Annotated in this window: 19 protein-coding genes; 6 read left to right on the top strand and 13 right to left on the bottom strand. The window is 51.4% G+C overall.

Going from position 1 to position 23,152, the window contains the following annotated elements:
• Positions 1–8 precede the first annotated feature (8 nt).
• The 8 genes from rpiB to BM040_RS10625 form a co-directional block, all read right to left on the bottom strand.
• Complete coding sequence (gene rpiB / locus BM040_RS10660; RefSeq protein ID WP_092100949.1) at positions 9–446, bottom strand: ribose 5-phosphate isomerase B; 438 nt, start codon at positions 444–446, stop codon at positions 9–11.
• A 4-nt stretch (positions 447–450) separates the two neighbouring features.
• Entirely contained in the window at positions 451–1,254 is an 804-nt protein-coding gene (tatC, locus tag BM040_RS10655) for a twin-arginine translocase subunit TatC (protein WP_092101472.1), read from the bottom strand.
• A 70-nt stretch (positions 1,255–1,324) separates the two neighbouring features.
• Positions 1,325–2,599, bottom strand: a complete 1,275-nt coding sequence (gene glyA, locus BM040_RS10650) for a serine hydroxymethyltransferase (RefSeq protein WP_092100947.1) — start codon at positions 2,597–2,599, stop codon at positions 1,325–1,327.
• Positions 2,600–2,779: 180 nt separating this feature from the next.
• A complete protein-coding gene (locus BM040_RS10645) occupies positions 2,780–8,890 on the bottom strand; it encodes an IPT/TIG domain-containing protein (protein WP_092100944.1) in 6,111 nt (2,036 codons plus the stop codon).
• Between the two features lie 445 nt (positions 8,891–9,335).
• Complete coding sequence (locus BM040_RS10640) at positions 9,336–10,031, bottom strand: metallophosphoesterase family protein (protein ID WP_092100943.1); 696 nt, start codon at positions 10,029–10,031, stop codon at positions 9,336–9,338.
• Between the two features lie 99 nt (positions 10,032–10,130).
• Positions 10,131–10,367, bottom strand: coding sequence for a hypothetical protein (locus tag BM040_RS10635; RefSeq protein WP_092100941.1), 237 nt, complete (start codon positions 10,365–10,367; stop codon positions 10,131–10,133).
• An 83-nt stretch (positions 10,368–10,450) separates the two neighbouring features.
• On the bottom strand, positions 10,451–10,753 hold the full coding sequence (locus tag BM040_RS10630; RefSeq protein ID WP_092100939.1) for a hypothetical protein: 303 nt from the start codon (positions 10,751–10,753) through the stop codon (positions 10,451–10,453).
• An 80-nt stretch (positions 10,754–10,833) separates the two neighbouring features.
• The gene (locus BM040_RS10625) at positions 10,834–11,703 is read right to left on the bottom strand and encodes an SDR family oxidoreductase (protein WP_092100937.1); all 870 of its coding nucleotides are present in this window, start codon (positions 11,701–11,703) and stop codon (positions 10,834–10,836) included.
• A gap of 120 nt (positions 11,704–11,823) precedes the next feature.
• Here BM040_RS10625 and BM040_RS10620 point away from each other — a divergent pair, with 120 nt between their 5' ends.
• The 6 genes from BM040_RS10620 (at position 11,824) to BM040_RS10600 (ending at position 15,634) form a co-directional block, all read left to right on the top strand.
• Complete coding sequence (locus BM040_RS10620) at positions 11,824–12,075, top strand: 4a-hydroxytetrahydrobiopterin dehydratase (RefSeq protein ID WP_092100935.1); 252 nt, start codon at positions 11,824–11,826, stop codon at positions 12,073–12,075.
• Positions 12,076–12,212: 137 nt separating this feature from the next.
• Complete coding sequence (gene rsmI / locus BM040_RS10615) at positions 12,213–12,923, top strand: 16S rRNA (cytidine(1402)-2'-O)-methyltransferase (protein ID WP_092100933.1); 711 nt, start codon at positions 12,213–12,215, stop codon at positions 12,921–12,923.
• A 1-nt stretch (position 12,924) separates the two neighbouring features.
• On the top strand, positions 12,925–14,160 hold the full coding sequence (locus BM040_RS10610) for an Lnb N-terminal periplasmic domain-containing protein (protein ID WP_092100931.1): 1,236 nt from the start codon (positions 12,925–12,927) through the stop codon (positions 14,158–14,160).
• Positions 14,157–14,960 (top strand): inositol monophosphatase family protein, encoded by an 804-nt coding sequence (locus tag BM040_RS10605; protein ID WP_092100929.1) that lies wholly within the window; start codon positions 14,157–14,159, stop codon positions 14,958–14,960. The genes BM040_RS10610 and BM040_RS10605 overlap by 4 nt, the downstream gene beginning before the upstream one ends.
• Positions 14,961–14,991: 31 nt before the next feature.
• Positions 14,992–15,168, top strand: a complete 177-nt coding sequence (locus tag BM040_RS21720) for a FeoB-associated Cys-rich membrane protein (protein WP_175491037.1) — start codon at positions 14,992–14,994, stop codon at positions 15,166–15,168.
• Positions 15,169–15,292: 124 nt separating this feature from the next.
• Entirely contained in the window at positions 15,293–15,634 is a 342-nt protein-coding gene (locus BM040_RS10600; RefSeq protein ID WP_092100927.1) for a hypothetical protein, read from the top strand.
• Between the two features lie 51 nt (positions 15,635–15,685).
• On the opposite strand, the gene BM040_RS10595 is transcribed toward BM040_RS10600, so the two are convergent.
• From BM040_RS10595 to radA, 5 genes are all read right to left on the bottom strand, one after another.
• Positions 15,686–16,612 (bottom strand): mechanosensitive ion channel family protein, encoded by a 927-nt coding sequence (locus BM040_RS10595; protein ID WP_092100925.1) that lies wholly within the window; start codon positions 16,610–16,612, stop codon positions 15,686–15,688.
• A gap of 33 nt (positions 16,613–16,645) precedes the next feature.
• Entirely contained in the window at positions 16,646–17,668 is a 1,023-nt protein-coding gene (locus BM040_RS10590) for an SPASM domain-containing protein (protein ID WP_092100923.1), read from the bottom strand.
• A gap of 120 nt (positions 17,669–17,788) precedes the next feature.
• Positions 17,789–18,979: a baeRF3 domain-containing protein gene (locus BM040_RS10585; RefSeq protein ID WP_092100921.1), complete on the bottom strand. Its 1,191-nt coding sequence runs from the start codon at positions 18,977–18,979 to the stop codon at positions 17,789–17,791.
• A gap of 958 nt (positions 18,980–19,937) precedes the next feature.
• Positions 19,938–21,353, bottom strand: coding sequence for a TlpA family protein disulfide reductase (locus BM040_RS10580; RefSeq protein ID WP_092100919.1), 1,416 nt, complete (start codon positions 21,351–21,353; stop codon positions 19,938–19,940).
• A 416-nt stretch (positions 21,354–21,769) separates the two neighbouring features.
• Positions 21,770–23,149: a DNA repair protein RadA gene (gene radA, locus BM040_RS10575; protein WP_092100916.1), complete on the bottom strand. Its 1,380-nt coding sequence runs from the start codon at positions 23,147–23,149 to the stop codon at positions 21,770–21,772.
• Positions 23,150–23,152 lie beyond the last annotated feature (3 nt).

Below are 23,152 nucleotides of genomic sequence, written 5' to 3'. Positions count from 1 at the left end.
ACTTTCCCTTAACAGGCGGCTATCTTGTTGACCCTGTTCAGGTGGCGGCCTCCTTCAAAGTCTGTGCTCAGGAAAACACGTACCATTTCCCTGGCCACCTCCTCCGATACAAACCTTGCCGGGATGCACAGAATATTGGCATTGTTGTGCTCGCGAGCTAGCTTGGCAAGCTCTGGCAGCCAGCATAGCGCCGCACGTATGTCCTGGTACTTATTGGCCGTTATAGCCACCCCATTCCCGCTCCCGCAGATTAGGATACCAAAATCGGCTTCCTTGTTCACCACGGCTTTCGACAGCGGGTGCACATGGTCCGGGTAGTCTACAGATGCTTCTGAGTCAGGGCCGAAGTCCTGCACCTGGTGGCCCAGTTCTTCCAGCAGCTCCTTCAGCATGCTTTTATAAGTATAACCGGCGTGGTCTCCGCCGATTGCAATTTTTAGTGCCATTACTTTACAGCTCGTTTTGTTCGTTGAGTCGCTTCAGGTCTTTTTTACGTATAGACTTCGAAATGTGGATACTTACCTCGTAGAGCAGCATCAGGGGCAAAGCAATCAATGTTTGGCTTACCACATCCGGTGGGGTGATGATAGCCGCCACCACAAGTATCACTACGATGGAATGGCGGCGGTAAAGCTTCAGGGTCTCCGGCGTGATCAAGCCCGCCTTGGTGAGGAAGAACACGATCACCGGCAGCTCAAACATGATGGCACAGGCCAGGCAAAGCGTTGTCAGCGTGGAGATATAAGACGATAAATCGAACTCATTCAGAATGCTCGGATCCACCTGGTAGCCTGCCAGGAAGTTGATGGAAATGGGCGATACTACGTAGTACCCAAACAGCAGGCCCATCAGAAACAGAATCGACACAAAGAAAACGGCTCCCTGCGAGTTCTTACGTTCCTGGGGGTAGAGGCCAGGCCTTACGAAACGCCATATCTCCCAGAACGCGTACGGGAAAGCACAAGCCAAACCCAGCACAGCCGATACCATTAAGTGCATGGTAAACTGCCCGCTCATCTGCCGGCTCTGTATGGTAAAGCCTAAATCATCGAAACACAGGGTGTCCGAGCCAAAATACTGGCCCACCTGGCACATAACCCTGTAGCTTAAAAAGTCAGTTCGCGATGGGGCTAGTATAATGTCATGAAATACAAAGCCCTTCGCCAGGAAAGCGATAATAGCGAACACAAATATAGAGCCTAATGCTCTGATAATGTGCCATCTTAACTCCTCCAGATGGTCCACAAAGGACATCTCCTTCGGCTCTTCCTCCTCCAGATATTGCTGATCCAACAAAGTGGCTCCTCCTATATTTCAGAAATAATTAATAAGCGAACAGCGGATACTCTTGCATCCATTTGTTGATCTCGCTGCGCACGCTGCTGATCTTCGCCTCGTTATCGTTGTTCATCAGCACATGGTCGATATACTCTACGATGCGATCCATGTCCTGCTCCTTCAGGCCGCGTGTTGTAATGGCGGCTGTGCCCACACGCATACCAGAGGTTACAAACGGAGACTTATCATCGAAAGGCACCATGTTCTTGTTGATCGTGATGTCGGCTTTCACCAACGTGTTTTCGGCCAGCTTACCGGTTAAGCCTTTAGAGCGCAGGTCGATCAGCATCATGTGGTTAACTGTGCCACCGGAGATAAGGTCGTAGCCACGCTCCACGAAGGCCTTGGCCATCGCCTGTGCATTCTGCTGCACTTGCTTCACGTAGCTCAGGTAGTCATCAGACAGCGCCTCATAGTATGCCACGGCTTTGGCAGCAATCACGTGCTCCAGCGGGCCACCTTGCGTGCCCGGGAATACGGCACCGTCCAGCAAAGAGGACATCATGCGCGTCTCGCCTTTTGGTGTCTTAATGCCAAATGGGTTCTCAAAGTCCTTGCCCATCATGATCATGCCGCCTCTAGGGCCGCGCAGCGTCTTATGGGTAGTGGTGGTTACGATATGGCAGTGCTCAAACGGGTCGTTCAGCAGGCCACGAGCAATAAGTCCGGAAGGGTGGGAGATATCTGCCATTAACAGGGCACCTACCTCATCGGCAGCCTGGCGCAGCTTCTTGTAGTCCCAGTCGCGGCTGTAGGCAGAGGCACCACAGATGATCAGCTTCGGCTTCTCACGACGGGCTGTCTCCACCACTTTGTCAAAATCGATCAGCCCTGTTTCCTGCTCTACGCCATAGAAAGAAGGGTTGTATAGTTTTCCTGAGAAGTTCACAGGCGAACCGTGTGTCAGGTGCCCGCCATGCGAAAGGTCAAATCCTAAAATTTTATCGCCTGGCTGCAGCACTGCCAGCATCACCGCTGAGTTTGCCTGAGCGCCGGAGTGCGGCTGCACGTTTACCCACTCTGCTCCGAAAAGTTCCTTTGCGCGGTCTATCGCCAACTGCTCTGACTGATCCACGATTTCGCAGCCGCCGTAATAGCGCTTGCCCGGCAGGCCCTCGGCATACTTGTTCGTCATCACGCTGCCCATGGCCTGCATCACCTGCTCTGAAACAAAGTTCTCGGAGGCAATCAGTTCAATGCCATGCGTCTGGCGCGCTTTTTCTTTCGCAATCAGGTCAAATATAGCGGTATCTCTTTGCATCGGTCTAAAATTTAATATGATCCCAAAATTAAAGTATGCGCCCGAATAAACCAATGTTTCAGAAGTTTATCTCCGTTTCGCCACTTGCCCTACCTTCTCTATAAACTTGTTTCGGGCCAAAAAACAAAGGCCCGGCGCTTTCTGCACCGGGCCTTTGTGGCTATAGCTTATACTTTATTGCTATTCTTTCACCAGCTTCACCTGGCTTACTTGTCCGTTCAGCTCAACGCTCAGGATATACATGCCCTTGTTCAGCTTTTCGTATACTGGCAGTTGTACCTCGTTCGGTCCTTCCTGCAGCTCTACCACTTTGGCGTATACTTTCTTGCCGGTCATGCTGTACACCACCAGGTTGGCTTTTCCGCTAACTTCGGCAGACACATACAGCTTGGAGTTGTAGTTGATTGGGTTCGGAGCTACCAGCACTTGCTGCAGTACTTCGCGAGCCTTCACATTTACCGCTACTACTTTGCTGTAGTCCGTCGTTCCGTCGGTGTCCACCTGCTTCAGACGGTAGTAGATTGTGCCGGTCAGGTTGCCTAACCTATGCATGAACTCGTAGTCCAGTCGCGTCATGCTATTAGAGCCCTTGCTTTCCACACGGCCAATCTTCTCAAAGCCGCTCTTCGGATTTCTCGACATCTCCACCTCGAAGTGAGAATTGTTTTGCTCCGAAGCCGTTGCCCACGTCAGCAGCACGTTGTTGTTCTGCAGCGCCGCGTTGAAGGACATGAGCTCTACTGGAAGTGGAAGCACGGTAGTGCTGAGGCTCAAATTCGCAGTAGCTGCGCCGTTAGAAGTATGCGCAATAGCTCCTGACTGGTTTGTACTTGCATCTATACCTGGCTGGCTTCTTACCCAGAAGGTAGTCTCCGCAATATTACCAGCTGCATCAGGAGTTAAAGCAGGCATCCCCTTGCTCCAGGCATCATCTGCTGCATCCTTGCTCACCGCTATGTAGAAGTCATTCGCTCCGGTCACTCTTATTGCCAGGTTTTCTCCTACGGCCAGGTTCATTGCACTTACGGTATAATACTTGGCTTCCGAAATCTGTCCGGCCTCTACATTAAAGCTCAGGCTTCCTGGATCAACTTTGATAGTCGGAACGGCAATGTAAAGCTGATCTGAACTGATGTCTTCGCCACCTGCTGCTGTAATCGTAACCGTACTTGAAGTAGCAGTAAGTGGCACCACAACTTCTACTCTTGTTTTGTCATCAGGCTCAAAGAAACTTGTCGCATAAACAGTACCAATGCGTATCGTGCCAATTCCTTCGAGATTATAACCCCTCAGCAGAACTCTTTCCTTTCTTCGGGCTGGATTTTGTTCTGTGATAATGCTACCATTCTCACGTTCAAATCTCACAAGTACTGGGCTGGTTACAGTATAGACGTCTACTTCTGTAGCTGTTGCCTCAGCTGTTGTCGTTGTTCCAGCTTCATTTGTTAGCGTAATTACGCCTTTAATTGCGTCTGCTGGCACTGTTACTGTTATCTGACGTGCAGTTGTTAAATCCTGTGTATTAACAGTAGCAGGAAGATTCGTCATAAGATTAACATCTGTTGCAGGTATAACATCGCCACCATGACCTTTAAAAGACACCTTGATTCTGCCACTTACTGCTATCAGGTTCTCCCCAGTTATTGTCACCGTTGAGCCAGTTGGACCTTCTTTCAAGTTAAAGTCATGTACAATAGGGGCTTTTACTACTCTGAAGATTTGAGAGCTTGTAATGGTTGTTCCATCACCATAAGGTGTCGTTACCGCAATCTTACCTATTGTAGCACCTACTGGCACTTTCACAGATATAGCATTTGAAGAAGCATTAACGGTGTATTCAACAGCATCTACTTCATCCGCCTCTCCCTCAATACCTAGGAAAGTAACCTTAGTAGCGTCGTCAAAGTTTGTACCGTTGATGGTAAAGGTAGCTCCTTCTAAGCCTGCATTAGTACTGAAGTTTGTGATGGTTGGTGCTCCTATTATAGTAAGCTCATCGACAGATTCTCCTGTACCGCTACCACTCTGCACTTGTACAGAGCCAGTTATAGCATTTGCAGGAACATTCACTACTAAGACATCTTGTCCATCTTCAGAGCCACTCGGCGTAAAGGACTCTATAGATGCATTCACACGAGCACCATCTGCGCCAGCGAAGGTAACTATTGGCGTCCCTCTTACTACTGAGCCATTCCAATACTCATCGAAGCGCGTACCAGTGATGGTAATTGTATTAACACCCGCGTAAACTCTTCTGTCTCCAGTTTTTCCTGTTTGGGTTACGTTAGTTATAATCGGCTTATAAATAGTTAAGGCCTCTGTAGTTCCTGTTCCGCTAGTAGATGTTACACTTAACGTGTTAGTACTATTATGCTGAACCACAGGAGCCGTGAAGGTAATGGTGCCTGTACCTTGTTCCTGATCAGTCAATACAATATTATATCCTGTTATGCTTATGTTTCCACCATAAGACATACCAGTCACATTAATAAAGTTTGTACCAGTAACAGTAACAGACTGCCCCGCATATACTGCCTGAGGCTCTACTGATGATAGGATAGGAGCAAGTATGTTGAATTGCATCGGCTCACTTTCACCACTGCCTGATATTACTACCAAGCTTCCACTTGTTGCGCCGTTTGGCACCGTCACCGTAACTTCTGTACCATCTACTTCATAGTCCTCAGCTGTAATCACTGCACTTCCAAATCTTACCTTTGGAGCCTGAGTCGCTACAGCACCGCTAGCTTCATCCCAATATTGTGTAAAGAGTTCACCTTTAATTGTCACCACTGTTTTGCCCACATAGCCTTCGGCTGCACTGATAGATGAAATCTTCGGTTCAATCACAGTATAGTCAGCAGCACTAACTCCTGAACCTGCTGGGGTCGTAACTGTAATTTTGCCAATACCTGCATCAAACGGGGCCTTTACGGTAATCATCTGATAACGGTCAGGCTCTGTATTTCCTTCTACCTCATCCACTACCGTTATTCCGGAGTTTACCTTTTTACCATTAAAATCAACCTCCGTAGCATTAGTAAAGTACTGCCCTCTGATTGTTACCAATTGATTAGCATAACTCGTGGTTGGTGTCTGAGAGTTGTTCGTGAAAGTAATATTTGCTGGAACCGGTACTGTAAAGTCGTCTTCGCTTACTGCCTCACCTGCATCTGCAGTTATCGTGATTTTACCAGTTGTTGCGTCATAAGGTACAGTTACAGTAAGTGCATCAAATGTCTCATTTACTTGTACTGTCTCTATGGCAGCAAGCTTTCCATCAAATGCCACACCTGATACCTTAATAAAGTTTGTACCATTAATTGTCACTTCAGTTCCTGCTATGCCTTGTGCAGGCGTGAAGGAAACGATGGTTGGAGCAGGGATTACCGTGAAGACATCTGCACTTGTAAATACCACATCCTCGCCCACTATCAAGGTTAAGGTACCAGTTGTAGCGTTTGTTGGCACCACTACGGTGATGGTGCTATCAGCTGCATTGTACTTAGGCGTAGCCTGTACGCCCCCGTTAAAGCCTACTGCTGTTACTGACTCCAATAACCATCCTTTAATAATTACGTCATCACCGGCCTTACCTTCTGTTGGAGTAAAGCTGATTATTTCAGGAGCTGTTACAACTAGGTAAGTGTCTATACTTGGCTCACTGTTTCCAGCAGCGTTTGTCACCATCAGCTTGCCTGTCAAAGCGCCTTCCGGTACTGTGGCAGTGATTTTAGTCGAAGATTCAACAGTTATACTTGTAGCGACTACGCCTGTGCCTGCTCCCAGGAAAGTTACTACAATGTTATCACCCACAAATTCAGTACCCTCAATTACCACTTTCGAGCCTACCACTCCTTTAAGAGGAGACACGCCCGTAATGGTTGGCTTCTGAGTGATAGTGAAGTTACTCTCGCTGCTTCCTGTACCCATAGCGTTTGTAATCGATATAAGGCCTGTGGTTGCATCGACCGGTACTTGTACAGTTAACTCAGTATCTGACACAACTGTAAAGCCGCCTGGATTTGTGTCTGCATCATAAGGAGCAACAAGGCCGCTCTCTCCAAACGTTACACTCGTTGTCCCTAAGAAATTGTAACCTGTGATTGTTACTTCATTACCAGCGACGCCCCGTGTAGGAGTGAAAGCATTAATAACAGGTATAACGATCACCTCATACTCATCAGCAGAAGTGGTGGTGTTAGCAGGGTTAGTAATGCTAATAAAACCAGTTATGGCGCCAGTTGGCACCGTTACTTTTATTTCTGTGTCGCTTGCATGAGGAGCAGAGAAGGTAATTGTTTTATTATCATCCTCTGATGCGCTACTGCCCAGGAATACCACCTCTGAAACATACTTCAGGTACTGCCCTGTAATGGTTACCTCCTGACCGATTGGTCCTTTAACCGGGCTGAAGCTCGCAATAGTCGGAGCATAGATAACGTCAAACGGACCTTCCCAGGTGGCTTCTCCACCCTGTGTTTTTACGGTTACACTACCTGATGCTGCTCCGTCTGGAATGTTGAACGTAATAGCGGTACCTTCTACATTCACGGTAAAGCCAGCTGTGTTGGTTTCGGTGGTAGGATTTAGTGTTGTGTTTCCGAGAATCACTTCGTACGCTGTTCCGAAATCCTGGCCGGTAATGGTGATTTGTTCTCCCACCAATCCATAGGTTCCTCCATCCGTTGCCGTTGTATTTGCCACCTCAGTAATAATTGGAGCCGGAACAAAATTAAAGATTTGCTCGCTGGTGGCTGTTTTATCACCTGGAGCGATAAGCTGGATTTTTCCTGTCTTCGCATCAGCTGGCACTGTTACCACCAGTTCAGTATCGTTGGTAGGGGCAGCAAAAGTAGCCACTACATTATCACTGTCGTCGCCTTCTGCTCCCAGGAACACCACGCTGCTTACGCTGGCCAGGTTCACGCCATACAGCGTTATCTGCATATTTGGACCAGCTGAGGTAGGCTTAAATTGAGAGTCAACGTTATCATACGTGACAAACTGAGGGGCCGGCACATTGTAAACCGCCGTGCTTACAGCCTCGCCCGCTGGGCTTTTCACCGTGATAGGACCTGTACCCGCACCTAGCGGAACTGTGGCTGTTATCTCTTCATCACTAACCACTGCAAAGCTGGTTGCTTTCACTCCATTGAAAAGCACCTCATTTACAGCTGTAAAATAATCCCCGTAGATGGTCACCTCTGTAGTAAGTGCAGGGCCTTCTGTTGGAGTAAACTCTGAACCTTCTGCCTGAGCTATGATCTGCGGACCGTAAACCGTAAAAGCTGAACTTACTCCACTACCCGCCGGGCTCGTTGCCGTTATAGGTCCTGCACTAGCACCTTTCGGTACTACTACTGTAATTTCTCCGTCGCTTACAAACCTAATAGTAGAAGCATCTGCCGCCGCTCCGTTAAACAGCACTTCATTAACACCTGTAAAATACTGGCCGAAAAGTGTTATTGTCTCTCCAGCACCGGCACCTGTTGGAGCAAACTGAGAGCCACTGGTAGCAAACACAGGAGCAGGCACTTTAAACTCTGCAGTACTTGCCTCACCATAAGAGGTTACTACTCTAATAGGGGCGCTCTTGGCACCTGTTGGCACCACTGTTGAAACAGATGTGCCTTCTGGGTTTACTGTTATACTCTCAGCTGGTACTGTACCAAAGAACACTGCAGAAGTCTCGTTCAGGTGTGTACCTGTAATCGTTACAGGTGTACCCGGCACTCCCCCTGCCGGAGTGAAGCCATCCACCTCAGGCTGCTGCGATACCTTTACCGCATCCAGGAACACATAGGCATCTGTAACCGATGCCAACTGAAACCTTACATCTGTTGCAGCGGCAGGTAGGTATAAATCTATGGTGGTGGCTTCTTTCGGCACATCGCTGGTAACAGCACCATTCCCAAAAGTTTGGCCGCCATCAGTGCTGTAACTTACTGTCATGCTGGCTGAACCAGACCTGGTGGTAGTAGCTACTATGCTATAGCTTAGTTTATAGCCCGTAAGTCCATTCCCATTCAGCTTGACGTCAACATTAGCAGAAGTGGTCCTGAATTGGGCTGAACCACCAGCGCCACTTGGCTCAATATTAGCGCCATCCGCTACCAAGCCATTGGTCTTTACATTCGAAGACGTTGGTGTTCTCCAAGGACCATGGTACTCAGCTGGGGCCGGATAGGTCTGCGCCACAGCCATGGAGACTATTCCGAGCAAGAAAACACACTGCAAGAGCAGTGACCTGAGGAGTTGTGTAATAGGGGGATTGTAGAGTTGCACCATAGCTCGAACTTAAGTATGTAATAAAAGATTTCTGTGCTAATTTATGTTAAGCCTAATTGCCACAAAATAAGATAATTTATCTATCATTTTAGCAATATGTCTATATGTTTTTTTATCTAATTTTAAGAATATAGTATTATATGCCATTACTAAGGTTTTTCCGAGGCAAAAACCTCCCGCAAGTTGCATTACAGCTTCTCTGACAGCCTAAGCAGTACCCCTGCTACCAACAGGATGTTAAGACATTAAAAGTCAATCGCTTGGAAACACCGAAAGGCAATACAATTTCCCGCACTTCTATGCCTATAAGTTTTCATTAATAAAGTGCAAATTAATATATATTAAAAGCGGTATATTAGTTCGATAACTAAGAACAAACAGTTCAACTTAGCATCGAACAGGTGTGTTAACTGATTTTGCACCTAGGCCAGTGAGGAGGAAGATTTTAGCCTTTGCGGGCAACAGGATATGGGCGATCGATGTTGGGCTGGATGTGAAGTTCCAGAGTATCAAGGTCTAAGGCAACCAGGTTACCGAAAGCTGCATTCCGGTAGTATACACAGCCGGCGTCGAGGTTTAGCTTTGGCTCTTTGTGCGAGGCTGCTTTTTTAATGCCGTGAAGGGGGGTGGGTGTATGGCCGTGCAGCAGTTTTTTGTTTCCGAGGCGGATCCAGTCAGGTTTGTAGTCGCGGATGTTGAGCATGGCTTCTTTGTCGGAGAAGATGTCATCCTGCTTAAAATCGAAGCCGGCGTGCACTAGGAAGTAATCGGGAAGCTCTAAATAGTAGGGGAGGCCGCTAAGGAAGGCCGTATACTTGTCGGGGAGGTGCTCAAATCGCGTGATGCCGAAGCTCTGCAGCACCAGCCCCCGTTCTGTTGAGGTAAGGTTCAGGGCTTTTTCGCCCTTCTCCACCGCTTTTAGCAGCATTTGGTCGTGGTTGCCGCGCAGGCAGTGTACCTGGTAGCGCTGCTTCTGCAGATGAAGTATAAAATCAATAACACCCTTGGAGTCAGGACCTTTATTTACAAAATCGCCGAGCAGGTAGAGTTCGTCATTACGTGTAAGCCGGAGCTGATCGTGCACCATGGCTTTGAGGGTGCGGGCGCAGCCGTGTATGTCTGTGAGGGCGTAACGGGGCATAGGGTCTTTTTTTGCGCGGACAAGGCGACACCGTAAAGGTAATACAGAAATAGCACCCGCGCTACAGGTGCTATTTCTGTTTAAGCAATGTTAGGTATTCTAGTTATACTTGTTGTTGTCCAGGTCGGGCTTATTCGTATTGCGGTTCGGATTGTTGGTCATGGTGTTTTTACCCGCCGCTTTGTCAGGCCCGTCGGTATGTTTTTTCTTCAGCTCCTCGTGCTCCGCACGGGTCTGATTTGGGTCTACAGGCTTGCCTGCAGCTTTGCTCTGTCCTTCCCCAGTTGGCCTTCCTTTGTTTTCGCCGCCGGGCTGGGTGTGCTTATATGATGGCATAATATCCTCCTTTTTAATAATTGTTCAACTTCACGGCCAGTTTATACTTTGTGGCCTTCTCTTCTTGCTTATACTTTTTATACTTAGGTACCGCGACCTTCGTCCTCAGTGCGCATGTTGTCTGGCGGTGGCACGCCGTCGTCTGCAAAGTCGTTTACGCCCGTGGCGCTTGGTCCTTCAGAGGCTGTGTCGCTGCCATAGCCTTCTTTGCCATCGCGGTTGCCGAAGCCACCACGCTGGTGCTCGTTCTTAGGCGGGTCAGCGCCCGGTATAATGTGGCCCGCGCGCATCTCCAGGTCACCGGTATCTTCCTCTATCTCACGGAAACCGCGCTTGTTGGGCGGCTGGTTTCTCAGCGCATCCTTGTTTTCTTTATCTTCAGCCATAATTGCATTCTTTTAATTAACACTGCGCCCTGTTGCCAGAGCGCTTATACTTTGTTTTACTCTTTTCAGGCCGCTTAGGTTTAACTGCCTACCTGCTCACCACCGTTTACGTGTATCACCTGCCCGGTTATATAAGAGCCATCCTCGGAGGCCAGAAACACATAGGCCGGGGCCACCTCAGAGGGCTGCCCGGGGCGTTTCAGCGGCACATTCTGCCCAAATTCCTTTACTTTCTCCGCATCAAAAGAGGCCGGAATAAGGGGTGTCCAGATAGGCCCGGGGGCCACGGCATTTACACGTATTTTTTTCTCCGCCAGGTTGGCCGAAAGCGACCGTGTAAAGGCGGTGATAGCCCCTTTGGTAGAGGCGTAATCCATCAGGTGGTCGCTGCCGCGGTAGGAGGTAACGGAGGTGGAATTGACGACGGCGCTGCCTCCCTTCATGTGCTCCAGGGCGGCTTTGGTCATGTAGAACATCGAGAAAATGTTGGTCTGGAAGGTGCGCTGCAGCTGATCCTTCGAGATATCTTTCAGATCGCTTTGCTCATGCTGCTCAGCGGCATTGTTCACCAGTATGTCCAGCCCGCCCAATTCCTTTACGGCCCGCTGCACGGCGTCCCTGCAAAACTTTTCATCGCCGATGTCGCCGGAGAGAATCAGGCCTTTGCGGCCTTCCGCTTCAATCAGCTTCAGGGTGTCTTTGGCGTCTTTGTCCTCGTTTAAGTATACGATAGCCACATCGGCCCCCTCACGTGCAAAATGTACAGCCACGGCCCGGCCGATGCCGCTGTCGCCGCCGGTTATCAGGGCTTTTTTGCCTTTCAGTTTGTCGCTGCCTTTGTAGCCTTTCCGGATGTACTCAGGCTGCGGGGTCATTTCATGCTCTTTACCCGGCTGCTGCTCCTGCTCCTGCGCAGGCAACTTGGTTGGTTTGTTTGCCATAGTTTTCATAGTTTTAAGTAGGATTGCCGCTTTGGGCAGTTCCCTACTATACGCCTGCGTTTTGGGGTGGTTATCTAAGAAAGCTATCTTATACCTGCCGCAGCCGTTTATACTTTATACTTATACTTTATGTGGAGAGAGGAAGAAGACAAACTAAAGCGCAGCCTTACCTTTAAGGACTTTAAGCAGGCGCTGACCTTTATGAACACGGTAGGCGAGGTGGCCGAGGAGATGGACCATCATCCGTGGTGGAGTAACGTGTACAACAAGGTAGAAATAGAGCTCACCACCCACGACGCCGGCAACACCGTCACGGAAAAAGACCTGGAACTGGCCCGGCGTATCGACGAGATTTATGACAAGATGATGGCTGGTAATTAATTGCTATTGATGATTGTTAATTGTTGTTGCCTGCCGGCACAATAGCTCTTGCTGTGTTGCATACGGCTCCTATACTTTAGCCTATAAACCAAACAACCAGCAATTATCAACCAACAATTAAGTAGTATCTTTACGCCATGCAGGAACAGGAAAAAACAAGTTTATACCTGGTGCCGACGCCCATCGGCAACTTAGAGGATATTACGCTGCGGGCCATTCGCATTTTAAAGGAGGTGGACGTGATACTGGCCGAGGACACGCGCACGAGCGGCAAGCTGCTGCAACACTTGGGCATTGAGAAGCGCATGCACAGCCACCACCTGCACAACGAGCACAAGGCCACCGCCCACCTCATCGACCGCCTGAAGGCAGGGGAGGTGATGGCGCTCATCTCCGACGCAGGCACGCCCGGCATCTCGGACCCCGGTTTTTTCCTGGTGCGCGAGTGCCTCAAGCATGATATTAAAGTAGAGTGCCTTCCGGGAGCCACGGCCTTCGTGCCGGCGCTGGTAAAATCGGGCTTCAGCACCGACCGCTTTACTTTTGAGGGATTCCTGCCCATTAAGAAAGGTCGCCAGACGCGCCTGCAGAGCTTGGCCGGCGAAGAACGCACCATGATTTTCTACGAGTCGCCGCACCGCCTGCTCAAGACGCTTGCGCAGTTTAAGGAGGTGTTTGGGGTCGAGCGCGAGGCCTCTGTTTCACGTGAAATCTCGAAGATGTTTGAGGAAACTATCAACGGCACGTTAGAGGAGTTGCTGGAGATTTTCAACAACAAAAGTATAAAAGGGGAGTTTGTAGTAGTGGTTTCCGGAGCCGCCAAAGCAGGCAAAGCCGATAAAGAATAAGATGAAAGCATTTATAAAGAAACTCTCGCTGGCGCTGCTGCTTAGCGTGTTCACCCTGCCGGCCTGGGCGCAGTTCGAGGATGTGCAGCTCTCGCCGGAGGCCAGAATAAGCCTGATCACCTGCTCACCGGGGCCGGATCTGTACGCCATTTTCGGGCACAGCGCCGTGCGCGTAAACGACCCCGTCACCGGTATGGACGTGGTATTTAACTACGGCACTTTCGATTTCGACGAGCCCAACTTCTACCTCAAGTTCGCGCAGGGCAAACTGCGGTACAAGCTGTCAGCGGCGCACTTCCGCGACTTTGTCTACAGCTATACCCTGGAGAACCGTTCGGTGTATGAGCAGGAGTTCAATTTTACAGAAGAGCAAAAGCAGCAGTACTGGGGTTTCCTGACGCACAACTACCTGCCCGAGAACCGCTTCTACCTCTACGACTTTTTCTTCGATAACTGCGCCACCCGCATTCGCGACGGCGTGGAGGCCACGTTCCCCAACCAGCTGGCTTTCAACATCAGCCACTTCGACAAAGGCTATAGTTTCCGCAACCTCATCGATTTATACTTAGGGCCGCAGCCCTGGGGGGACTTTGGCATCGACATCGCCCTGGGCGCGCGCATCGACCAGAAAGCTACGCCGTACGAGTACATGTTCCTGCCGGACTACCTGGCCAAAGGCTTGGCCAGCGCCACCATCGCCCAGAACGGCACAACCTCACCGCTGATGCAGGAGACAAAGGTGATTTTTGAGCGCGACCCTTCCCAGCCGCTGGAGGCTGGCTGGCTGACGCCACAGCTCGTCTTCTGGACTTTCTTGGTAGTAGTGGTAGCCCTTACGGTGATGGATTTCATCAAGCGCCGCCGAAGCCGCGTGTTCGACATGGCGTTTTTCTTTATGCTGGGCGTACTGGGCATTGTGGTGCTGCTGCTCTGGTTTGCCACCGATCACCAGGCTACCGCCTATAACTTTAACCTGCTTTGGGCCATTCCTACGCACGCCGTGGCTGCCTTCTTCCTGGGCCGCACCATCCTTCCGGAGTGGGTCCGCAAGTATATGCTGTATACTACCATCATCACCTTAGTGGCTTTAATCGGCTGGCCGCTGTGGCCGCAAATGTACCATGCTGCGTTCTTGCCCATTATGGTGGCGGCCATACTTAGAGGCGCTTATGCCGTATGGTTCTCTAAAAAGGCACAAGCCCTGGCACATCCACAAAGTATAGCACATAAGATATGAACCTGAACCAACTGGCTAACAACCTGAACATACTTTGCCGCAGCGTCGGCGCTTTTATACGCAAAGAGGGAGAGACTTTTGAGCGCTCCAGCATCGAGCAAAAGGGCTTCAACGACCTGGTGTCTTATGTAGATAAGGAAGCGGAGAAGAAACTGGTGGAAGGCCTGCGCCAGCTGCTGCCCGAGGCCGGCTTCATTACCGAAGAAGGCACCGATACCACCCGCGGCGAGCGCCTAAACTGGATAATTGATCCACTGGACGGCACTACCAACTTTATACATGGTCTGCCCGCCTATTGCGTGAGCGTGGGGCTGCTGGACGGCGACGAGGTAGTGGCGGGCACCATCTTCGACCCGAACCGCGACGAGTGCTTCTGGGCCTACAAAGGCGGAGGCGCTTTCTGCAACAGCTCCCCCATAGAAGTATCCGACGCCCCGGCCCTGAAAGACAGCCTTATCGCCACCGGCTTCCCTTACCATAATTTTGGACTGACACCACAGTACCTGCAGGTGCTTGGCGCCTTTATGTCGCGCTCGCATGGGGTGCGGCGCATTGGCTCTGCGGCCCTCGACCTGGCCTACGTAGCCTGCGGCCGCTTCGAGGGCTTTTTTGAGTATAACCTGAACGCTTGGGATGTGGCTGCCGGCATTGTCATCGTGCAGGAGGCGGGCGGCAAGCTCAGCAGGTTTACCGAGGAGGGCGACTATGTTTTTGGGCGGGAGATCGTGGCCAGCAACGGCAACATCCACCCGGAGATGCAGCAAACCATCGGCGAGTTCTGGAAAAAGCCATCCGCCTAAACTTTTTATACTTCCACAAGGTTTCTAAAGTATGATACAGCAAGCCCTCATTCTGCTTATTTTTCTGGTAGCCATCGCCTACATGGTGCGCATGGTCTACCAAACCTTCTCGGCCAAGGACGGCTGCGCCAAAAGCTGCGGCGCCTGCTCCACCATCGACTTTAAGAAGATACAGAAGGACCTGGAGAAGCAGCAGGCGAAAGCGTAGTTTATCCTTCCGAACAGCCCCGAAACCGGGTTCCAAGGGTATTCTGGGCACTTGGAACGTCCCTCTACTTTGATTTTGCGTATAGGTCTATACTTAAAGATAGAACCACTTAACACGACATACTATGCAAGACAAAGTTGAAGAAAGATCTTTAGTGAACGTGCTCAACCGCCTGCGCAAGGACGGCTACAAGTACGACTTTAAAGTGGGGCAGGACGGAAGACTCTGCACCATGGAGGAAAGAGAAACTTATTTCACCCCGGACCAGGTTCGCATCGTGGACCACTACCGCTTTGAGGGCGAGAGCGACCCGGATGACATGTCTATACTCTACGCGCTGGAGACAAAAAGCGGCCTGAAGGGCACCATCTCCAACTCTTACGGCCCTTACGCCGATGAAAACGTGGACACCTTCCTGAAGCAGGTGGAGGACCTGGGCAAGAACCTGGACAAAAAAGACAAGTAAAACAGAAAGGGCCGATACTGCATCGGCCCTTTCTGTTTGAAAAGTATAAAATCAGCTGTTGTCGCGCCAGCTTGTTCCGGTGCTCTCGCCACGCATACTTTGCAGCTCATCGCCCAGCCGCCGGTTGCCTTTCTCGCTGAAGTTGAGGCTGTGTATAGGGTAGGGGATGATGATGTTGTTGGCGTCGAAGGCTTTTTTGATGCGGATGATCGCGTCGCTCTTGGCCCCCACGTAGTCGACCTGCCGGTTGTAGGTGATCCAGAACCTGGCCTTAAACCGGATAGAGCTCTCCTCAAAGGCATCGAACATCACTTCAATCTGACGGGCTTTTACCCGGTTCTTCACATCTTCCAAGGCCTCTATCACCAGCTTCTGTATCCGCTCCAGGTCTTCCGAGAAAGCCACGCGCACTTCCAGGTCCACGCGCCGGGTGCCGTGGTAAGAGAGGTTGGTGACCGGGTTCTCATACACCATCTTGTTGGGCAACCGGACCAGCTCTCCCGTCGGTTTGCGGATATCCACTGTGCGTAGCGAGATGCGCTCAATCACGCCGAAATAGTCGTTTGTCTCGATCATGTCGCCCACGCCGATGGGTCGCTGCACAGCAATAATCACCCCTGCAATAAAGTTGGCCGCAATATCCTGAAAGGCAAAACCTAGGGCCAGCCCCAGAATACCCACACCAGCCAGCAGCGAGATCACCACCTTGTCGAGGCGCAGCACGCTCAGCACAAAAAAGAGACCTATGAGCAGCAGCGTGATGTACAGCAGCGTGGAAATCAGATTGTTGAGCGCCACGCTGTTTGAGAAGCGACTGATCACGTTGTCGAGGCCTCTGCGTATTATCCGGGCCGTATAGAAGGTCAGGATCAGCAGGATGAGCGCCACAAACAGGTTGGGCAGCAAGAGCACAATGTGGTTCCCCCACGACTCCAGCTTATTCAGCAGCAGGTCGAGGGCGTTGTTGATGTCTTCCATAAAGTACAGGGTGTATGATACTTTGTCAATTCCTTAGGCCCATACCTTGGTGCCCTCGGTGCAGTTGCGGCACATCTCCACCTCACTGCGGGAGCGCAGCACCTGCTGCCTGAACGTGTTATACTTTTCGCCGCGCCAGACCTGAACAAAAGACTGCTGCTGCAAATCGCCCTGGCGGTATTCGGCATCCTTGTCAAAGCAGCAGGGCACCACCAGCCCATCCCAGGTAATCACGCAGGAGTGCCACATCCGCCAGCAGTGGTTGAGCAGCTTGTTTTTAAGGCTGTAGCTGCCGTTTCCGTTGTATTGGTACCTGGAGTAATAGTCTATGGTCGGAATCAGAGGCGAACCGCGCTCGTAGTCGTAGATCTGGGCCGTTTTAAACACCACCTCATCCACGCCCAGCTCTTTGGCCAGCTTTTGTACGTCCTCGAGCTGGTGCTCGTTAGGCCGCACCACCAGAAACTGGAACATGATGTGCGGCGTGCGCGACTTGAGCTCCTTCTTCCACTTCACCACGTTGCGCGTGCCCTCCAATACCTTCTCCAGCTTGCCTCCCACGCGGTAAGCCGCATACGTTTCCTGCGTCGTCCCGTCTATGGACACAATCAGCCTGTCCAGCCCCGACTCCACGGTTTTGCGGGCGGTGGCGTTGTCCAGGAAGTGGGCGTTGGTGGAGGTGGCAGTATAAATACCTCGATCAGAAGCGTACTTTACCAGCTCCAGGAAGCTCTTGTGCAGATAAGGCTCCCCCTGAAAGTAAAAGATCAGGTACAGCAGCCGGCGGTGCAGCTGGTCAATGGTGTCTTTAAAGAGCTCGCCTTGCAGCATGCCCGTGGGGCGGGTAAAGGATCGCAGGCCGCTGGGGCACTCGGGGCAGCGCAGGTTGCAGGAGGTGGTGGGCTCTAGTGAGACACTGAGCGGATACCCCCAGTGCGTAGCCCGGCCGGTAAACTTGGAGTAGAGGTAACTGCTTACCACCTGCAGTGCGTTCAGGGCACGCAACGGCGTCAGTTTGGATATAAAGTTGAGCCCATCGGCTATTTGAAGTGCCATACCAGGTTTAAGGGAGCTACGACAGCAGCCACACACAGCCAACTGCCAGAAAAAAGGGGGCAGCCACGCTGGCCACCCCCTAAATTATACTTTCTGCCACTAACGGCCAAACAAGTCAGGCTAGTACCTGAACAGCGCCTTGACAGTGCCCTGGCCATCCGGGCTCACCTCGCTCAGGCCGTTGTAGCTGCTCACAAACACTTTGCCTCCCTGCGACAGCGTTTTGATGGCTGCTAGGTTAATCAGGTCGTCGTCGCCGCGTTTGTACTCGTTGTGTATCTCGGCTGTAGCGCTCTTGGCGTCGTACTTGCCCCAAACCGGCTGGCTTGGCGTAATGAACAGGGTATCTACGCGTCCATGCACGGCCTCTGCCGCCACGGTGGCAACATCCTCGGAGGTCACGCCTGTGCCGGCCACGTTCTGGTAGCGCGTCAGCGAATCGGCATGCGCCTGCTGCATCAGCGGCTTCACAACAGTCAGCGCCTTCTCATGCAGGGCGCTCATGTTTACCACATCCGCGTTCTCGTTGATGTTGATGTTCTGCGGCACGATATTTTTATACTTGCTGTGCTGCTTGTAGAGGCTGCAGTAATGGTCTACACCGGCCAGCACTAATGGCTCGTGCGCGTTGTGTAGTATCTGCTGCATGCTGTTGTCTATCTCGAGCACAAACTCGCGCACCCGCTCATGCTCCTCATCGCCTTTGGTGCTGCCGGGGCCGTGCACAATGTTAGAACCGTTTACAGTAGTGGTGGAGTGCGTGAAGTCCTGGTCGTTGCCCTTGATATCAAACTTGAGCGCCTGGGTCATGGTTTCCGGCACAAAGGAGCTGATGTCAATCGGCCTGATCTTGTCTATGGTCGCCTCATAGAAGGCCACTTTCTCACGGTACAGGCTCAGGATAAAGAAGCGTCCGTTCTGGCTCAGGATAGGCAGCACAGGGGTGAGGTAGAACTGATCGAGCACGTACACTACCTCGGGCATCGTGATGGGCAGCGTGTAATGGGCAGAGAACCCTTTGGTGATGAACAGGGCAAGTCCCTCGGCCTGGTGGCGCCAGAAGCCGCCGTCGTTCAGGAGTTCTTCGGCTGGTCTTAGGTACTCTGTAATCTCTGCCTCCGGCACATCGTGTCTTGCCAGCAGGCTGCGTGCTTCTTTCAGTTTGTTTTTGAACAGTGTCTGATCCTGGCCATTCAGCGTCTCGTGGCCCGCACGGTGCGTAGGTATGTAGAGAGAAATAAACAATGCGTTTTGTGTGTTGCTCTGCACATTCAGCAGTTTCTCAATGTCATTCTTATTGATTAATGCCATATTGTTTGGGGATTAAAAGTATGGTATTTAAAAATTCAAGTATGCTTTCATAGCACCTCTACTACTTAAAGGGGTGTAGGATTAAAGTACGCAGCAATACATTTAACGGTTATTTTGAGTGGGCAGGGCAGCCTGTTTCCTGCTGTTTATACTTGCTGGCGGCAGCGGCTATACTTTATACTTTGGCTATACTTTTATACTTGTCTGAATCAGGATTTTCAGGATGAAGGGATGAACAGGATTTTATACTTTGGCTATACTCCTATTCCGTCGCTGCCGCGGGTTTGCAACCCGTGCCTACTTATGATGTTGGGTTTGTAACTCAACTGGCTCGCAGAGCCATACTTATACTTTGGCTATACTTTATAGCTCCTGATATACTTTAATAACTCTGATTTATACTTATATACTTGTCAGTTTATACTTTCATAGCCGCCGCTTCCTTCCATTTGAACCAAGCTATCCTTACTAGCTGCCGCTTATCCTCTAGTTCCCACCAATGTCTCGTTTCACCTCTAACTTGGCTCCCTCAAGGCGGGGAGGCCTCGCCTTCGGGCATCGCGCGGTGTACATTTCCTTTGCTACCCTTCGGTCGCAATGCCGCTAAGGCGGCACCAGAAATCTACAAGGCGCTCAACCCAAAGGCTGGGAACAGAATCGATAGCCTCAGCCCTTACTGTCATCTCGACCTTTGGGAGAGATCTGAAGAGAATTCCCGATAGATCTCTCGCGCAGCTCGAGATGACAGGGAAAGAAGCAAGTATAGACTGTCCCCTTGAGGGGACTATAGGGGTGTGATCGTTAGTAGGAATTCCCCGCCTTAGACAAGGAGGGGTTAGGGGTGGTTGGACTAGGCATCTTCTATACTTCCGATGACAAGCTTGCGAATGCCTACAAAAAAAGCCCGGCTCCTGTCATAGGGAGCCGGGCTGGGGGTATAAGCTGTGAACGATATAAACTATTTCAGGGAGACCTGCCGCACCTGCAGGTGTTGCAGAATGTCGTTGGCTGCCTCGTGGTCGCTGGGGCGGCGGGCTTTCAGGGAAATGAAACGCCCCTCTTCATCCAGCAATAAGTATGCCGGCACCTCCTTCAGCCCAAACTGCGTGGCGACCTCTGCAGGTGTGGCCTTGGCCAGGGTTTGCTCGCCCTGCAGCTCTTTTTTCTGCACCAGTTGCCGCCACTGCTCCTCGTTATCTCCCACGGCCACATTCAGGAAAACAACCCTGTGGTTGCCTAGTTTGCTGGTGAGCCGCTGCAGGTGCGGGAGTTCCACGTGGCATAAACCACAATCGCTCCGCCAAAAGTTCACGTAAATCAAATTTCCTCTAAAATCACTGATCGAAACGTCCTCGCCAGAGAGCGTAGTCAGCTTAAGGTCGGGGGCCAGGCCACCGGCTACCAAGGTGCTGTTCTCGCTGTAGAGCTTTTCCAGGTAGGCATTGGCGACTTGGTCTGTACTCTTCTGCTTAAAATTCTGCAGCATCTGCGTGGTATACTTCAGGTGGCCCTGCTGTATGGATTGCTTTAGCACCTGGGCCTGCGCCACCAGCTTTACCTGTCCCTGCAGCTCCTGCTCGGCTACATCGTAACGCACCTTAAAGTAGGCGGGGCTTTTCTCAGTATAGCCGCTCTCCCTGGCGAAAGAGGTTGTATAACTGCGCAGGAAGCTCAGAAACGAAGGGCTTATCAGGTTATCGGGGTTGTCGAGGTCAAGGTTGAAAAGGTAGCTGTAGAAGTCTGCGGAGGGCTTGGAGAGCAGTACCTGCAGCATCTGCTGCCGCATGGGATGGTAGTTGAGAATATCCAGCGCGTAACTGAAATCTATCTCTGCCTGCAATAATGACTGGAAGGAAGGCGACAGTTCATACTTGGAGGCATACTTTTCAAAGTTACTCAGCTGATCGGCGCGGCGGTAGTCCAGAAACTCGATAAACCCTTTTTCGGGCAGCTTCACGTTGTCGGGCAAGGCCTGGTACTCTTCCTCCTCCTCAAAACGCAAAGTATACTTTGCCAGGCAGTTGTTCTCGTTGGCGCCTTTGCCTTTATACTTCAGCGACTTGAGAAAGCTCTTGCCACTCGTTTTCAGTTCCAGCTCAAAGCCGGGCTCCAGGTATACTTGTGCCACTTCCTCGCCATGCTGCAGCTCGGCCACCATAGCGTGCTGCACCGGCACCTCAATCCGGAAAGTTTTGCCGGTCAGGGGCACCTCTGTCTTTACTTCCTCCGAAAGGAGGGGGTTGGGGTAAGTGATCAGCTCAATGTGGTCGGAGAGGGGGGCAGCGATGCTGCCAACGATAACGGCCTTGCCTTGGGCGAGGAGCTGGCAAAGGGGCAGCAGCAGGGCGGACAGCAACAGGTAAACTTTTCTCATCTGGCGGGTGGGGTTCTTTGGCTAAAAAAGGAATCGTACTATTCTTCCGCCCTTAATACATCAAGAGCATCGGCAGGAGTAATTATACAACTTTGAACAATAATGTCCTATAGCTAAATTCCTGGACAGACTCACTTTTTATCATTTTATCGTAATTTCTGAAGTATAGCCATATTTAACACACCTGCACTGCCTGATTTAACTTATACTTAACACTACATTTCAGACCAAATAGGCAAGTTATGCATCAAACAAAGTATAAACCCTAATCGCGAAACCCCTACTTTATACTTGCACTTTGCCTGACTTATACTTTACAAACCCACAGAAAGCTTACACGAAACAGCACAAAAAAAGCACAGGCTGACTGCCTGTGCTTTGCTATACTTTATACTTTGTAATGTTATACTTTAAGCTTACCCAAACAGGCTAGCGAACACTTCCTCCAGGCGGCCATAAGCGTGTATATTGATGGAGAACTTACTCAGGTCTACGCCTTTTTTGTTGTACTTGGAGATGTAAATATCGGTAAAGCCAAGTTTCTCGGCCTCGGTGATACGGTTCTCTACACGGTTCACGGCACGCACCTCACCGCCCAAGCCTACCTCAGCCGCAAAACAAGTGGTGCTCGGAATCGGCATGTCCTCGAAGGAGGAGAGGATGGAGGCGCACACGGCCAGGTCCAGGGCCGGGTCTTCTACCTTCAGGCCACCGGCAATGTTGAGGAACACGTCCTGGGTGCCGAGGCGGTAGCCGCCGCGCTTTTCGAGCACAGCCAGCAGCATGTTCAGACGCTTGCCATCGAAGCCGGTGCTGGTACGCTGGGGCGTGCCGTACGTAGCCGGACTCACCAGGCTCTGCACCTCTATCAGCAAAGGGCGGTTACCCTCCAAGGTAGCGCCTATACTTATTCCGCTAAACGCATCCTCTCGCTGCGAAATCAGGATTTCCGACGGGTTGCTTACCTCGCGCAGGCCGGAGCCCATCATCTCGTAAATGCCTAGCTCGGAGGTGGAGCCAAAGCGATTTTTAGTCGTGCGCAAGATACGGTAGGTCATGTGGCGGTCGCCCTCAAACTGCAGCACGGTGTCTACCATGTGCTCGAGTATCTTGGGCCCTGCCAGGTTGCCCTCTTTGGTGATGTGGCCTATCAGAAAAACGGGCGTGCCGCTCTCTTTAGCGAACTTGAGCAACTCGGCAGTACACTCGCGCACCTGGCTCACGCTGCCCGCCCCAGCCTCTATAAACGATGAATGCAGGGTCTGGATGGAGTCGATGATGAGCACCTGCGGCCGCACCAGCTCTATTTGCTTAAAGATGTTCTGCGTGCCGGTCTCGGTAAGTATAAAGGCATCGGCAGTCTGGGCCATGAGGCGCTCGGCGCGCATCTTTATCTGCTGCTCGCTTTCCTCGCCACTCACGTACAGTACCCGCAGCCCGCTCAGGCTCAGGGCAATCTGCAGCATCAGCGTACTTTTCCCGATGCCGGGCTCGCCGCCTATCAATACCATAGAGCCGGGCACAATGCCGCCGCCCAGCACCCGGTTCAGCTCCTGGTCCTGGGTGATGATGCGCTGCTGCTCCTGGTAGCTGATGTCGGCGATGGGCTTGGGCTTGTTGGCCACCTGGGCCGAACTGCTACCTACCTTCCAGACGCTGGTGGGGGTCACCTCCTCGCGCTGCACCACCTCCTCCACGTAGGTGTTCCACTCGCCGCAGGCGGGGCACTTGCCAATCCACTTGGCCGACTGAGCCCCGCAATTCTGGCAGAAGTAGGATGTCTTTATCTTAGCCACTTG

It is taken from the genome of Pontibacter chinhatensis, from assembly GCF_900113285.1.
In the GTDB taxonomy this organism is placed as follows: domain Bacteria; phylum Bacteroidota; class Bacteroidia; order Cytophagales; family Hymenobacteraceae; genus Pontibacter; species Pontibacter chinhatensis.
This window is presented reverse-complemented; position numbering and strand designations above follow the sequence as displayed.